General features: G+C 72.2%; 15 protein-coding genes. 10 read left to right on the top strand and 5 right to left on the bottom strand.

The annotated features are described in order from the left end of the window. Positions 1 to 51 precede the first annotated feature (51 nt). Positions 52 to 1,038, bottom strand: a complete 987-nt coding sequence (locus ACFU3E_RS35385; RefSeq protein WP_384167929.1) for a heavy metal transporter — start codon at positions 1,036 to 1,038, stop codon at positions 52 to 54. A gap of 85 nt (positions 1,039 to 1,123) precedes the next feature. Between ACFU3E_RS35385 and dapE the strand changes: the two genes are divergently transcribed. Further along, positions 1,124 to 2,203 (top strand): succinyl-diaminopimelate desuccinylase, encoded by a 1,080-nt coding sequence (dapE, locus tag ACFU3E_RS35380; protein ID WP_384167926.1) that lies wholly within the window; start codon positions 1,124 to 1,126, stop codon positions 2,201 to 2,203. Positions 2,204 to 2,322: 119 nt separating this feature from the next. Further along, entirely contained in the window at positions 2,323 to 3,081 is a 759-nt protein-coding gene (locus ACFU3E_RS35375) for a TIGR00730 family Rossman fold protein (protein ID WP_384167923.1), read from the top strand. A gap of 87 nt (positions 3,082 to 3,168) precedes the next feature. Here ACFU3E_RS35375 and folP read toward each other — a convergent pair whose 3' ends face one another. Then, positions 3,169 to 4,029 (bottom strand): dihydropteroate synthase, encoded by an 861-nt coding sequence (gene folP, locus ACFU3E_RS35370; protein ID WP_384167920.1) that lies wholly within the window; start codon positions 4,027 to 4,029, stop codon positions 3,169 to 3,171. A gap of 146 nt (positions 4,030 to 4,175) precedes the next feature. On the opposite strand from folP, the gene ACFU3E_RS35365 reads away from it, so the two are divergent. Then, positions 4,176 to 4,565 carry a DivIVA domain-containing protein gene (locus ACFU3E_RS35365; protein ID WP_384167917.1) on the top strand — a complete coding sequence of 130 codons (390 nt, stop codon included), beginning with the start codon at positions 4,176 to 4,178 and terminating at the stop codon, positions 4,563 to 4,565. Then, positions 4,562 to 5,164, top strand: a complete 603-nt coding sequence (locus tag ACFU3E_RS35360; RefSeq protein ID WP_384167914.1) for a DNA-3-methyladenine glycosylase I — start codon at positions 4,562 to 4,564, stop codon at positions 5,162 to 5,164. Before ACFU3E_RS35365 ends, ACFU3E_RS35360 begins: the two co-directional genes overlap by 4 nt. Positions 5,165 to 5,189: 25 nt before the next feature. Here ACFU3E_RS35360 and ACFU3E_RS35355 read toward each other — a convergent pair whose 3' ends face one another. Beyond that, positions 5,190 to 5,993: an enoyl-CoA hydratase/isomerase family protein gene (locus tag ACFU3E_RS35355; protein WP_384167911.1), complete on the bottom strand. Its 804-nt coding sequence runs from the start codon at positions 5,991 to 5,993 to the stop codon at positions 5,190 to 5,192. 386 nt (positions 5,994 to 6,379) lie between these two features. Here ACFU3E_RS35355 and ACFU3E_RS35350 point away from each other — a divergent pair, with 386 nt between their 5' ends. Further along, positions 6,380 to 6,547 carry a DUF3117 domain-containing protein gene (locus ACFU3E_RS35350; protein WP_003966491.1) on the top strand — a complete coding sequence of 56 codons (168 nt, stop codon included), beginning with the start codon at positions 6,380 to 6,382 and terminating at the stop codon, positions 6,545 to 6,547. 119 nt (positions 6,548 to 6,666) lie between these two features. On the opposite strand, the gene ACFU3E_RS35345 is transcribed toward ACFU3E_RS35350, so the two are convergent. Next, positions 6,667 to 7,365 (bottom strand): O-methyltransferase, encoded by a 699-nt coding sequence (locus ACFU3E_RS35345; RefSeq protein WP_384167932.1) that lies wholly within the window; start codon positions 7,363 to 7,365, stop codon positions 6,667 to 6,669. Between the two features lie 234 nt (positions 7,366 to 7,599). On the opposite strand from ACFU3E_RS35345, the gene sigE reads away from it, so the two are divergent. The 5 genes from sigE to ACFU3E_RS35320 all read left to right on the top strand — a co-directional run bounded on the left by sigE (position 7,600) and on the right by ACFU3E_RS35320 (position 12,967). Further along, positions 7,600 to 8,301 (top strand): RNA polymerase sigma factor SigE, encoded by a 702-nt coding sequence (gene sigE, locus ACFU3E_RS35340; protein WP_033311073.1) that lies wholly within the window; start codon positions 7,600 to 7,602, stop codon positions 8,299 to 8,301. Then, a complete protein-coding gene (locus ACFU3E_RS35335; protein ID WP_384167908.1) occupies positions 8,298 to 9,338 on the top strand; it encodes an anti-sigma factor family protein in 1,041 nt (346 codons plus the stop codon). The genes sigE and ACFU3E_RS35335 overlap by 4 nt, the downstream gene beginning before the upstream one ends. 130 nt (positions 9,339 to 9,468) lie before the next feature. Further along, positions 9,469 to 11,400, top strand: a complete 1,932-nt coding sequence (locus ACFU3E_RS35330) for a trypsin-like peptidase domain-containing protein (RefSeq protein WP_384167905.1) — start codon at positions 9,469 to 9,471, stop codon at positions 11,398 to 11,400. Between the two features lie 218 nt (positions 11,401 to 11,618). After that, positions 11,619 to 12,068 (top strand): sec-independent translocase, encoded by a 450-nt coding sequence (locus tag ACFU3E_RS35325; RefSeq protein ID WP_384167902.1) that lies wholly within the window; start codon positions 11,619 to 11,621, stop codon positions 12,066 to 12,068. A gap of 227 nt (positions 12,069 to 12,295) precedes the next feature. Then, positions 12,296 to 12,967 (top strand): hypothetical protein, encoded by a 672-nt coding sequence (locus ACFU3E_RS35320; RefSeq protein WP_384167900.1) that lies wholly within the window; start codon positions 12,296 to 12,298, stop codon positions 12,965 to 12,967. A 49-nt stretch (positions 12,968 to 13,016) separates the two neighbouring features. Here ACFU3E_RS35320 and ACFU3E_RS35315 read toward each other — a convergent pair whose 3' ends face one another. Then, complete coding sequence (locus ACFU3E_RS35315) at positions 13,017 to 14,150, bottom strand: Mrp/NBP35 family ATP-binding protein (RefSeq protein ID WP_384167897.1); 1,134 nt, start codon at positions 14,148 to 14,150, stop codon at positions 13,017 to 13,019. Positions 14,151 to 14,173: the final 23 nt, after the last annotated feature.

Genomic DNA, 14,173 nt, shown 5'->3' with positions numbered 1-14,173 from the left:
CACCGTGCCCCCGACCGGACACCACCGGCAAACACACCTAACGGAGTCCTACTAGCGCATCGTGACGATACGGACCGCGTCCGCGTCCCGTTCCGCGCCCGCGGTGCCCTTCGCCGTGGGTGCGCGCCACTGGCTCGCGGTGTTCCCGGCGACCCACTCGCGCCCCGCGTAGGTGACGCGCGCGATGTGCAGCTCGGAGGCGTTGGCCACGGCCCAGTGCGCCAGCTGCCAGCCCCGCTGGTCCAGGCTCCGCCCGGCCGCCCCACTGGTGTCGGCGCTCACCGGCAGGGTCACGGTCCGCTCGCCGGACCCGCCCGTACCGCCCGGGGAGGGCGTGGGCGTGGGCGTGGCCGTCGACGAGCCGCCGACCTCGGCGCCCGCCGGCTCCAGCACATCCCGCCCGAAGTCCCGCACGAGCGCGGCACGCACCCCGTCCGGGCCCGACGCCCGGGTCGCGGCCGGGCGGCCCTCGCAGGTCAGCGTGGCCGCGGACTGCCCGGTGAGGGCCGCGGCGAGCAGCGCGGCGTCCGGCTCGTGCTTGGCGTAGGCCTGCGGGAAGCCGCTGCGCTGCACGCGCTGCGCGGCGACGGTCAGCGGCAGCCGCGTGTAGCCGGGCACCTTGACCAGGTGGTCGTAGAACTCACCGGCCGAGTAGGCCGGGTCCATGATCTCCTTCGGCGTGCCCCAGCCCTGCGAGGGCCGCTGCTGGAACAGGCCGAGGGAGTCACGGTCGCCGTAGTCGATGTTGCGCAGGGTCGACTCCTGCAGCGCGGTCGCCAGCGCGATGGTCACGGCCCGCTCGGGCAGACCGCGCGCGGTCCCCACGGCGGTGATCGTCGCCGCGTTCACCGCCTGCTCGGGCGAGAACTCGTACGAGGCCCCGTCGCCCTTGCCGGAGACGACCTTGCAGCCCGGTCCGCCCGAGCCCCCGGTGACGTACTGCACGACGAGGTAGCCGGCGACCGCCAGCAGGGCCACGAGGGCGGCCGCGCATCGGAAGAGGCGGCCACGGCGCTTGGGAGGAGACGGCTCTGCCACGCCGTACAAGGTACTGGAGAGTACGGAGTGGTATGAGCCAGGTGTGGACAGTGAGGCCCGGGCCTGGCGCGTTAGGGTCGACGGCATGGCCGACACCTCGCTTGACCTCACGCTGGACGCCGCGGAGCTCACCGCCCGGCTCGTCGACTTCCGCTCCGAGAGCGGCACCGAGAAGCCCCTCGCCGACGCGATCGAGACCGCGCTGCGCGCGCTGCCCCACCTGACGGTCGACCGGTACGGCAACAACGTCGTGGCCCGCACGAACCTGGGCCGCTCGGAGCGGGTCATCCTGGCCGGCCACATCGACACCGTCCCGATCGCGGACAACGTCCCCTCCCGGCTCGACGAGGACGGCGTCCTGTGGGGCTGCGGCACCTGCGACATGAAGTCGGGAGTGGCGGTCCAGCTCCGCATCGCGGCGACCGTCCCGGCCCCCAACCGCGACCTCACCTTCGTCTTCTACGACAACGAGGAGGTCGCCGCGGAGCTGAACGGCCTCAAGCACGTCTCCGAGAGGCACCCCGAGTGGCTGGAGGGCGACTTCGCGGTGCTGCTGGAACCGTCGGACGGCCAGGTCGAGGGCGGCTGCCAGGGCACGCTGCGGGTGCTGCTGAGGACCTCGGGCGAGCGGGCTCACTCGGCGCGCGGCTGGATGGGCTCCAACGCGATCCACGCTGCCGCCCCGATCCTCGCCCGCCTGGCCTCCTACGAGCCGCGGTGGCCGGTCATCGACGGCCTGGAGTACCGCGAGGGCCTCAACGCGGTCGGCGTCACCGGGGGAGTGGCCGGCAACGTGATCCCCGACGACTGCGTCGTCACCGTCAACTTCCGCTACGCGCCCGACCGCACGCCCGAGGAGGCCGTCGCCCACGTCCGGGAGGTCTTCGCGGACTGCGGGGTCGCGGAGTTCGAGGTCGTCGACCACAGCGGCGCGGCGATGCCCGGTCTGTCCCATCCGGCGGCGAAGGCGTTCATCGAGGCGGTCGGCGGCACCCCGATGCCGAAGTACGGCTGGACGGACGTCTCCCGCTTCTCGGCGCTCGGTGTCCCGGCGGTCAACTACGGTCCCGGCAACCCCCACTTGGCGCACAAGCGGGACGAGCGCGTGGAGACCGCCAAGATCCTCGCGGGCGAGGAGCGCCTGAGGAACTGGCTGACCGCCTGACGTCGCTGGGACACCACCGTGTTTACGGCGCTGTATCGCGGACATGCTCACGTCCCTCGTTCGTAACCCGCGTAGATCTACGCTGAGGTGGAAAGACAGGCACGACGGAGGGAGCGCACATGGCGACCGGCAACCCCGAGGGGAAGAAGCAGCCGCCGGAGGAAAAGCGCCTGGGCCCGCTCCTCCAGCGGCGCGACCAGGTACAGGCCAGCACCACCGACCAGCGGCTGCTGGACGAGCGAGCCCCCTCCGACTGGGTCCACACCGACCCCTGGCGCGTGCTGCGCATCCAGTCGGAGTTCATCGAGGGCTTCGGCACGCTGGCCGAACTCCCGCCCGCGATCAGTGTGTTCGGCTCGGCCAGGACCCCGGTGGACTCGCCCGAGTACGAGGCGGGCGTGCGACTGGGGCAGGGCCTGGTCGACGCGGGCTTCGCCGTCATCACCGGCGGCGGCCCGGGAGCGATGGAGGCGGCCAACAAGGGCGCCCTGGAGGCCGAGGGCCTCTCGGTCGGCCTCGGCATCGAACTGCCCTTCGAGCAGGGGCTGAACCCGTACGTCGACATCGGCCTCAACTTCCGCTACTTCTTCGTCCGGAAGATGATGTTCGTCAAGTACGCCCAGGGCTTCGTCGTCCTGCCCGGCGGCCTCGGCACCCTCGACGAACTCTTCGAGGCCCTCACGCTGGTCCAGACGCAGAAGGTCACGCGCTTCCCGATCGTCCTCTTCGGCAGCGACTACTGGGGTGGCCTCGTCGACTGGCTCCGCGGCACGGTGATCGCCCAGGGCAAGGCGGCGGAGAAGGACCTGCTGCTGTTCCACGTCACGGACGACGTGGACGAGGCGGTCGCCCTGGTGTCGAAGGAGGCGGGCCGCTGACGCTTTCCGGGCCGCTTCCGGCTGCCTCGGACGGCGGGCGGACAGGCCGGCCGGGCCAGGGGGCGGGCTCCGCCCCCTGGCCGCGGGCTAAGCCAGCCCGCGCCGCGCCACGGCAGGACGCCGATGCCCCGCGATCGCCGAGACCATCTCCAGCACCTGCCGCGTCTCGGCGACCTCGTGCACCCGGTACACCTGCGCCCCCAGCCACGCGGACACCGCCGTCGTCGCCAACGTCCCCACGACCCGCTCCTTCACGGGCCGGTCCAGTGTCTCTCCCACGAAGTCCTTGTTGGACAGCGACACCAGCACCGGCCAGCCCGTGGCGACCATCTCGTCCAGCCGCCGTGTCGCCTCCAGGCTGTGCCGCGTGTTCTTCCCGAAGTCGTGGCCCGGGTCGATCATGATCGACTCCCGCGGCACCCCCAGCGCGAGCGCCCGCTCGGCCAGCCCGACCGTCACGTCCAGGATGTCCGCCACGACATCGTCGTACTCGATCCGGTGCGGCCGGGTCCGCGGCTCCGCCCCGCCGGCGTGGGTGCACACCAGCCCCACCCGATGGCGCGCGGCGACCTCCGCCAGCCCCGGGTCGACACCACCCCACGCGTCGTTCAGGAGATCGGCCCCGGCCGCGCACACGGCTTCGCCGACCTCGGCCCGCCACGTGTCCACGCTGATGACCACGTCCGGGAACCGCCGCCGCACCTCGGCCACGAACCCGACCGTCCGGCGGGCCTCCTCCTCGGCCGTGACCTCCTCGCCCGGCCCGGCCTTGACCCCGCCGATGTCGATGATCGCGGCGCCCTCGGCCACGGCCTGCTCCACGCGCGCGAGGGCCGGCTCGTCGCGGAAGGTGGCGCCCTGGTCGTAGAAGGAGTCCGGGGTGCGGTTCACGATCGCCATGATCACCGGCTCGTGCGTCCCGAACTCCCGACTGCCCAGCGTGAGCATCCCCTGTGACCTTTCCTGGTACCGTCCCGCTCTTCCGCCGCCTGCGACCCTAGCTGTCGGACTCGCATGGCACGATCGGAGCCTGACAACATCCGACTCGGCGGACTTCCGACGAGTCCGATCCATCCGACCGTGGGGGCCCCGCGATGGTTATGTTCCTGTTCCTGGTCGTCGCGCTCGCCGTCGTGGTCGGCGCGGTGACGCTCGCCGTGGTGGGCGGCGGCGAGAACGGGCCGCTGCCCGAGGCCGCCCCCGAGCGGCTGCGGGACCCGCTGCCCCCGGACCGTCCGGTCGGCCGCGCGGACGTCGAGGGCCTGCGCTTCCCGCTCGCCGCCCGCGGCTACCGCATGGCCGACGTGGACGACGCCCTCAGCCGCCTGGGCGCCGAGCTCGCCGAACGCGACGCCCGCATCGCCGACCTGGAGTCCGCCCTGGCCGGAGCCCGGTCGAGCTCCGCCCACGGGCCGGTGCGCGCGTCCGGGGAGAACCACGTGTCCATGGACAAGCCCGCACCGGGGCAGGAGGACCGGCCGTGAGCGACGGCGCCGCCCTCGCCGGCCAGGACGGCGCGCTGCGCTGCCCCTGGGCCCTGTCCGCCCCGGAGTACGTGGCGTACCACGACGAGGAGTGGGGCCGCCCGGTCCACGGCGACGACGCGCTCTTCGAACGGCTCAGCCTGGAGGCCTTCCAGTCCGGCCTGTCCTGGATCACGATCCTGCGCCGCCGCCCCGGTTTCCGCGCCGCCTTCGCCGACTTCAGGATCGCCTCGGTGGCCGCCTTCACCGACGAGGACCGCGAGCGCCTCCTGGCCGACGCCGGCATCATCCGCAACCGCGCCAAGATCGACGCGACCCTCGCCAACGCGCGTGCGCTGACCGCCTGGTCCCCGGGTGAGCTGGACGAGCTGATCTGGTCCCACGCCCCGGACCCGGCCGGCCGCCCGGCCCCGAGGACCCTCTCCGACGTACCGCCCGTCACGCCCGAGTCGACGGCCCTGTCGAAAGCCCTGAAGAAGCGTGGCCTCCGCTTCGTGGGCCCGACGACGGCGTACGCGCTGATGCAGGCGTGCGGCCTGGTGGACGATCACTTGGAGGCCTGCGTGGCCAGAAGCGCCCCGGCAGGGGCGCGGGGCTGAGCCGGTCCGCGGCTCGGCCCCCGGACTACCGGCCCGAGTACTTCGGCTTCTCCTTGTTGACGAAGGCCTGCACCGCGATCGCGTGGTCCTCGGAAGAACCGGCCCGGGTCTGCAGCTCGTCCTCCTTCTCCAGGGCCTCCTCCAAGGAGTGCGTCAGCCCGAACGCCACCGACTCCTTCAGCGCCGCGTACGCCACCGTCGGCCCCTCGGCCAGGGCCCGCGCCACCTTCTCGGCCTCCGCGCGCAGCTCACCGGCAGGCACCAGCCGGTTCGCGATACCCAGCTCGTACGCCTCCTGCGCCCCGATGCTCCGCGGGAAGAGCAGCAGGTCAGCGGCCCGCCCCGGTCCGACCGCCCTCGGAAGCGTCCAGGAGATCCCCGAGTCCGCGGTCAGCGCGACCCCGGCGAACGAGGTGTTGAACGCCGCCGTGTCCGCGACGATCCGGTAGTCCGCGGCGAGCGCGAAGCCGAAGCCCGCCCCGGCCGCCACCCCGTTCACGGCGGCGACGACCGGCTTCGCCGCCCCGGCCAGCGCCCGCACGATCGGGTTGTAGTGCTCCCGCACCGTGCTCATGGTCTGCCCCGACCCGGTCTCCCGGTCCTGGACCAGCAGACCGATGTGCTCCTTGAGGTCCTGCCCCACGCAGAACGCCCGGTCACCGGCGGCGGTCAGCAGCACCGCCCGCACGGCGGCGTCGTCCACCGCGGACCGGACCGCCTCCCGCAGGGCGACCTTGGTCTCCACGTTCAGCGCGTTCATCGCCTCCGGGCGGTTCAGCGTGATCGTCGCGAGCCCGTCGCTCACCTCGTAGAGCACGGTGTCGGTCATGGCGTATCCCCTCCGAGTCGCGGATCGGGGGCGTACCGGCCGGTACGCCCCCGGGTCTGCAGGACAGCATGACGGAGATCGCGGACGGCGAACCGGACCGGAGATGTGACCTGCGTCAAAGAATTCTCGTCCGGATTGCTTCGGCGGAAGTGTGTGCGGTGGCGGAGTATCGCAGTCTCATCGCCGAATTGAGTGGTTTTGCTCGCGTGCGTTGCCCAAGCGATGCCCACTGATGTTGGTCATCGGGTCCTGAGATGCGGGATAATGGCTTGGAAGCAATGTGTTCGATGCCGGTGTCGCGTGTCCTGCCACAAGGGCCGCACGTGTGCCCTTCTCAGGGGCCGTCGGCTTTGACGATGAGCTGGGTTTCAGGAAGGGGAACGAGCATGGCGGCCATGAAGCCGCGAACGGGTGATGGCCCGCTCGAGGTGACCAAGGAGGGGCGGGGCATCGTCATGCGCGTTCCGCTCGAAGGCGGCGGTCGGCTCGTCGTCGAGCTGACCCCTGACGAGGCCGACGCGCTCGGCGACGCCCTCAAGAAGGTCGTCGGCTGACGCGCAAGCGACCATACCCTTTCAGTTGCCCCGGCATCACCTGTGGTGCCGGGGCGGCTGTTTTCTCACCGATGACAGGCGCCTGCCCCGGTTTTTCGCTCCGCTAACGTGTGACCCGGCTAGCGTTTCACCGCGCAGAGCAGCCCGTCGCCCACCGGCAGGAGTGACGGCACCAGCTCCTGGCTCTCGCGCACCGCGCGCAGCAGTTCCCGCAGTCGCAGCACCTCCGTGGGCTGCGGACCGGAGTCCACCGTCCGGCCGTTCGCGAAGGCGCCCTCGAAGACGACCAGTCCGCCGGTGCGCAGCAGACGCAACGATTCAGCGAGGTAGTCCATGACCTCCAGGCGGTCGCCGTCGCAGAAGACCAGGTCGTAGCCGGCGTCCGCGAGGCGGGGCAGCACGTCCAGGGCGCGGCCCGGGATGAAGCGGGCCCGGTTGCTGGCGAAGCCGCCCGCGCGGAAGGCCTGGCGGGCGAACTGCTGGTGTTCCGGCTCGGGGTCCACGGTCGTCAGGACGCCGTCGGGCCGCATACCGTGCAGGAGGTGGATCCCGGAGACACCGCAGCCGGTCCCGATCTCGGCGACGGCCTTCGCGTCGACCGACGCGGCCAGCAACCGCAGCGCGGCGCCCGTGCCGGGCGTCACCGAGCGCAGCCCTGCCTCACGGGCCCGGTCCCGGGCCCAGTGCAGCGCTTCGTCCTCGGCGACATAGGCGTCGGCGAACGCCCAGCTCGTCTGCCGGTTGCCGGTAATGACCCTCTCCTGTCCCCGTGGATGCCTCGGCGTGACTGTATCCGTTGGGCACGGGAACCCGCAGATGGGACCGGTCGTTTAAAGGGATGAGCAAGTGGCGCGGGCCGGGACGGGGGGCGGGCGGTGGATCAGGACGCCGAGCGAGTGCCGACGCAGCAGTACGAGGCGTATCAGCCCAGATCAAATTCTCGTAAAACCGCTTATCCGGTCCTAACGGGCGAGGTGGCTATGGTAGGGGCTCCACTGGACACCACCAGAGCTGACAGGGGAGGTGCGGCTGCGCCTGTGGATCGCGGAGGAGTGCTGCGGCGCTTCCTCGGATCGGCGGGCAGGCCGACATCCGTGAACGACACCGCTGCTGACCACAGTCACGCCGCTGACTTCGCCCAGACCGCGACCTTCACCACCGACGCGGACGGGCAGGCGTGGACTCCGCCCACGTGGGAGGAGATCGTCAGTACGCACAGCGGCCGGGTCTACCGGCTCGCCTACCGCCTGACCGGCAACCAGCACGACGCGGAGGACCTCACGCAGGAGGTCTTCGTCCGCGTCTTCCGCTCCCTGTCGACCTACACTCCCGGCACCTTCGAGGGCTGGCTGCACCGCATCACCACGAACCTGTTCCTGGACATGGTCCGCCGCAAGCAGCGCATCCGCTTCGACGCGCTCGGCGAGGACGCGGCCGAGCGGCTCCCCAGCAAGGAGCCCACGCCGCAGCAGGTCTTCAACGACGCGCACTTCGACGCGGACGTCCAGCAGGCCCTCGACACCCTCGCCCCCGAGTTCCGCGCCGCGGTCGTCCTGTGCGACATCGAAGGACTGTCGTACGAGGAGATCGCCGCGACCCTCGGCGTCAAGCTCGGCACGGTCCGCTCGCGGATCCACCGCGGCCGCTCCCAGCTGCGCAAGGCCCTTGCGCACCGCTCTCCGGAGGCGCGTGCCGAGCGCCGCTCCTTCGTGCCCCGTGTACCCGCCCTGGGAGGAGGGGGCGCGAGCGCGTGAGCGGATCTCGGCCGAAGGCTTCCGAGGGTCACCTCGCAGAGCAGCATCTGGGAGATCGACTCTCCGCCCTGGTGGACGGAGAGCTCGGTCATGACGCGCGCGAGCGCGTACTGGCGCACGTGGCCACCTGCCCGAAGTGCAAGGCGGAGGTGGACGCCCAGCGCCGGCTGAAGAACGTCTTCGCGGAGGCGGCCCCGCCGCCCCCTTCCGAGAGTTTCCTGGCCCGCCTGCAGGGACTACCCGCGGGCGGCGGCCCGGACGGTGATCTCACACCGCCGGGCGGAGGAGGGCTGCCCGGCGGCCTGTCCGGCCGGTTCGGATCCTCCGGGGCCTTCGGAGTGAAGCGCGGCGAGCGGTTCGAGTTCGGGTACGCCCCGGCCCGGCCGCACCTGCCCGTGCTGCCCGCCTCATCGGGAAACCGGAGCCTCCCCTCCGACACCGGTGTTCTGCCCTCCGACCACCGGGGCCTGTCCCCGGGGAGGGGTTTCCGTACGCACGACGTCGGCCGGCACGACACCGACCGGTCCTCCTCGCGGCTGCGGTTCGCCTTCGTCGCCGCCGGTGCCGTGTCCCTGGCCGCGATCGCGCTGGGCGGCGTCACCACCGTCACCCCCACCGACACGGAGGCCCGCGGCGGCCGGGGCACGGGGAGCAACGTGACACCCATGCGCACCCAGGGCACCGGCGCCGCGACACCGCCCGAATCCCAGCGCCGCCGGACGGCGCCGCTGCTCGGGCAGGTGCACGGCCAGAACATGCTCGGCCACGCCCCGGTCGCCCCGACCGAGGTGTCCGCCCCGCTGCTGCCCGGGGTACCGTCCGCCCCCCGGCACCAGGCGCTGCACGCGCTGACCGCCCCGGTGATGGCCGGTGCCGCCGTCATGTCCCCGCTGATACGACCGCTCGAGTCGGCCACACCGGCCGCCCTGACCTCCTGGTCCGCGGTCCCCGAGATCACGGCCCCCCTGTTCGCCGTGCCCCTCCCGGACCCGGCCTCGTCCCCCTCTTCCTCCGCCTCCCCTCGGACGCCTCACTGACCGGCCTCTGCGCAGCGGCCCGCGAACCTGATTGAATCCGGGGGTTGTCGCCCGCGGCCGAAGTGTGGCCGGGCGCCGATTCGACGAAACGCGGCCGCGCGACGAGCCGTGCCGCGGCTGTGGGGAGAGCATGAACGAGGGGAAGCCCACGAAGGCGAAGTGGTGGAGCCGTCCACGGCCGCAGGACTTCACGGGGGAGCCGGAGGGCACGGACGGGGCCGTGGCGGACGGCCCGGGCGGGACCGGGCCGCACGGGCCGGTGACGGCCCCGGCGCACCGGAGCGGCACCGACGGGGACTTCGAACTGCCACGCCCTGCGGCGCGGCACGACGAAGACGGCGACTACGAGCTGAGGCGTCCCGAAGCGGTTCCGGCCGGGGGCGCGGGGGAGCCCGCCACATCGGCGCCCGGGGCGGCGGCGACCGGCGATGCCCGTGCCGAGGGCACCGTGGAGGCCGCTGCCGCGGTTCCCGCCGCCCGGGAGGCCGGCCAGGACGTCCCCGTCGCCTCCGCCTCACCCACCGTGCCCGCTCCCCGGCCGCTGCACGACCCCGATCCCTACAGCACCCCGCCCTACGGCGAACCCGGCCCCTGGGCACCCGCCCCGCCCGTGCAGCACCCGGCGACCACCCCCGCACAGGGCGTGGCGGCACCGGAGCCGCCGGCCGTGCCGGGCGCCCCCGCCGTACCCTCGGCCTACGGCACGCCCCCTGACCCGGCCCCCGGGAGTCCCGCGCCCGCCGCTCACGCGCCGACCCCCCAGGCGGCCGGGACACCGTCCCCGGCCGCCCCGGTGCCGATGCCGGCCGCGCCGGTCCACGCCGACGCGCCGGCACCCGCGCCTGCGGCCGACCCCTGGCAGCGCTACGACCCCTGGGCGGCTCCCGCCGCCACCGGGGGCCACGGCCCCTTCCAGCAGAACGGCGCCGCCGTGCTCAGCACGGAGCAGCGGCGCAAGCGGGGCAAGAAGTCCCTGGTACTCGGTGCCGTGCTGCTCGCGCTCGTGTCCGGGGGCGCCGGCGGTGCCGTGGGGACGTATCTGGAGCGGAACGGGGGCGTCGGTGCCGTCGAGCTGCCGCAGGCGGGGAAGGAGGCCTCCGCGCGGGACGCGGACAGCGTGGCCGGGATCGCCGGGCGGGCCCTGCCCAGCGTGGTCACACTGCATGTCAGCGGTGCCGGCGAGCAGGGCACTGGCACCGGCTTCGTGCTCGACACCCGCGGGCACATCCTCACCAACAACCACGTCGTCCAGCCCGCGGGGCCGGGCGGCGAGATCACCGTGACCTTCGACGGCGGGCAGACCGCCCAGGCCGAGGTCATCGGCCGGGACAGCGGCTACGACCTCGCCGTCGTGAAGGTGCAGGGCGTCAGCGGACTCACCCCGCTGCCCCTCGGCAACTCGGACAACGTGCAGGTCGGCGACCCGGTCGTGGCCATCGGCGCCCCCTTCGACCTGGCCGGCACGGTCACCTCCGGCATCATCAGCGCCACGCAGCGGCCCATCACGGCCGGGGGCCGGAAGGGCGACGGCAGCGACGTGTCGTACGTCGACGCGCTGCAGACCGACGCGCCCATCAACCCCGGCAACTCGGGCGGGCCCCTGCTCGACACCCGGGCCCGGGTCATCGGCATCAACTCGGCCATCCGCTCGGCGGACGGCGGCTCCACGCAGGACAGCGGCCGGTCCGGTTCGATAGGCCTCGGCTTCGCCATACCCATCAACCAGGGCAAACGCGTCGCCGAAGAGCTGATCAACACCGGGAAGGCGACCCACCCGGTCATCGGCATCACCCTGGACATGGAGTACACGGGCGACGGCGCCCGTGTCGCCACCGAGGGCCGCGAGGGCGGAGCGCCGGTCACCGCGGGCGGCCCGGGCGCCAGGGCCGGGATCAAGTCGGGCGACGTCATCACGGAAGTGGACGGCCAACGGGTGCACTCCGGCGAGGAACTGATCGTCAAGACCCGGGCGCACCGCCCCGGCGACCGGCTGGAGCTGACCGTCGAGCGCGGCGGCAAGGAGCGGAAGGTCGCGCTCGTCCTCGGATCGTCCGGTGGCTGAGACATGTGGCCCGGGCGCCGAGGAGACGTCTCATCAGGCCCCCGCAAGGGACCAACGAGGCAAACAATCGGGAAAGCGCTCCCACCTCCCGCACTCGGAGGCCCCGGGACAGTACCGGTCGGACAGGATCGCCGGGTACCTTGGATCCGGCCCGGACCACGGCAAGACCCGCACCGACCACGAGGGCCGAGGACCGAGGACATCGCAAGGAGCTTCAGGTGTTCAATGACATAGGACCACTCGAGCTGGTGACGCTCATCGTCCTTGCCGTGCTCGTCTTCGGTCCGGAGAAGCTCCCCAAGGTCATCCAGGACGTGACGCGCACGATCCGGAAGATCCGTGAGTTCTCGGAGAGCGCCAAGAACGACATCCGGGAGGAACTCGGCCCGGAGTTCAAGGACTTCGAGTTCGAGGACCTCAACCCCAAGACGTACCTCCGCAAGCAGCTGGACAACGAGGACCTGGGGCTCAAGGAGATCCGCAACGGCTTCGACCTGAAGAAGGAGATGGCCGAGGTCACCGAAGCCGTCCACAGCCGTGACTCCGACACCTCGTCCACGTCGTCCGCCGGCGCCGCCGGTTCGTCCGGTGGCCGTATCGACATGACGAAGAAGCCTCAGACGCCCGCTCCGGACGACCGGCCGCCCTTCGACTCGGACGCCACCTGAGCGACACGCCCAGGGGCGTACACCCCCGCGCGCGTGACGCGTTTCATACTCCGGTCGGGCTGTGTACGGCCTGAACCGGGCGCCCGTGCGGCCCACGCGCCGGGCGGTTTCCCTGCTGCTCGCAGCGGTGTGGCTATGCTGCCGAGTTGTTGTGCGGACCGTGACGAGTACGCCCGAAGGGGGGCGGGCCGTTCCGGTCCGACTAGAGCGAGGAGGCGTCCGGGCACATGGAGACGACGAGTCGGGAAGTCGCGCAGACGCCGGCCGCGGAGGATGGACAGCAGGTCCCCTCCGCCCGGCGTGCGGTCGACGGCTACCTGCGTGCGCCCTTCCCGTGGTACGGCCTCGACGAGGCCTTCACGGGACCGCGCTGGCTGATGCAGGTCGGTACGACGGCCGACGGGGCCGTGGAACACGGGTCCATCGGGCACGGAGACGAACCCACGGTGCGCAACGAGCATGCCGCCGGGGGCGATCAGGATGCCAAGGAGAAGTTCGCGGTCGTCGTGACCGTGGCCGCGAATCCCTCACGGCGCACGGCGGACGGAACGGGGCTGCTGGAGGCCACGTCGGTGTCCTCCGCGGCATGGCTCGCGGGGGTGGGACTGCTGTCCTTCACCTGGCCCGGGTCGATGGACCACACGCTGCGGGACGACTGGCTGGAGCAGCAGACCGAGACGGCGTGGGTACTGGCGGACGACCTGGACGGGGACGACTGGTCGACGCTGTCGCTTCCCGTGGACGGTGTGCCCACGCCGTTCCACTACCGGGAGTCCGAGTTCGGCTGGGTGCTGGCCGGTTCCACCTCGGCAGGGGTTCACGTCGGGGCGTACGGCAGGGGCATGAGCGCCTATGGGCTCGGGTTCGCCGTGGTCAAGGACATCGCCGCCTACGCGTGAGGCCGACCGGGGCGCCGGGTGTTTCGGCGCCCCGGAAAAGCAGGGCGACTCAGAACTTGTTTTTCGGAGTGATCCCCAGGGACAGGCCCGACAGGCCTCGCTGCCTGCCGCCCAGCTTGCCCGCGATCGCCCGCAGGGCCGAGCCCGCCGCGGAGTCCGGGTCCGTCAGGACCACAGGCTTGCCCTCGTCGCCACCCTCGCGGAGACGGACGTCGATGGGGATGCTGCCGAGGACCGGTACGTTCGTGCCGGTCGTGCGGGTCAGGCCGTCGGCGACCACCTGGCCGCCGCCCGTGCCGAAGACGTCGACCATCTCGTCGCAGTGCGGGCAGGGCAGGCCGGACATGTTCTCGACGACGCCGACGATCTTCTGGTGGGTCTGCACGGCGATCGAGCCCGCGCGCTCGGCGACTTCGGCGGCCGCCTGCTGCGGGGTCGTGACGACCAGGATCTCGGCGTTCGGGACGAGCTGGGCGACGGAGATCGCGATGTCGCCGGTGCCGGGCGGCAGGTCCAGCAGCAGGACGTCCAGGTCGCCCCAGTACACGTCGGCGAGGAACTGCTGCAGGGCGCGGTGGAGCATCGGGCCGCGCCAGACGACCGGGGCGTTGCCCGGGGTGAACATGCCGATGGAGATGACCTTCACGCCGTTCGCCGACGGCGGCATGATCATGTTCTCTACCTGGGTGGGACGGCCGTCGGCGCCCAGCATGCGCGGCACGGAGTGGCCGTAGATGTCGGCGTCCACGACACCGACCTTGAGGCCGTCGGCCGCCATCGCCGCCGCCAGGTTCACCGTCACCGAGGACTTGCCGACACCGCCCTTGCCGGAGGCGACCGCGTAGACGCGGGTGAGGCTGCCGGGCTTGGCGAAGGGGACCTCGCGCTCGGTCTGTCCGCCGCGCAGGGCGTTCGCCAGCTCCTTGCGCTGCTCGTCGCTCATCACGTCGAGCGTGACGTCGACGCGGGTGACGCCCTCGACGCCGGAGACCGCCTCGGTCACGCGCTGCGTGATCGTCTCCCGCATCGGGCAGCCCGAGACCGTGAGGTACACGGTGACCGCGACCGCCCCGTCCGCGCCGATCTCCACCGACTTGACCATCCCGAGTTCGGTGATGGGCTTGTGGATCTCGGGGTCGTTCACCGTCGCCAGTGCCTCGCGCACCGCGTCTTCCGTAGCCATAGGACGATGGTACGGCGCTGTAC

Origin of the sequence: Streptomyces sp. NPDC057424 (genome assembly GCF_042803315.1) — a bacterium.
GTDB lineage: Bacteria > Actinomycetota > Actinomycetes > Streptomycetales > Streptomycetaceae > Streptomyces.
This window is presented reverse-complemented; position numbering and strand designations above follow the sequence as displayed.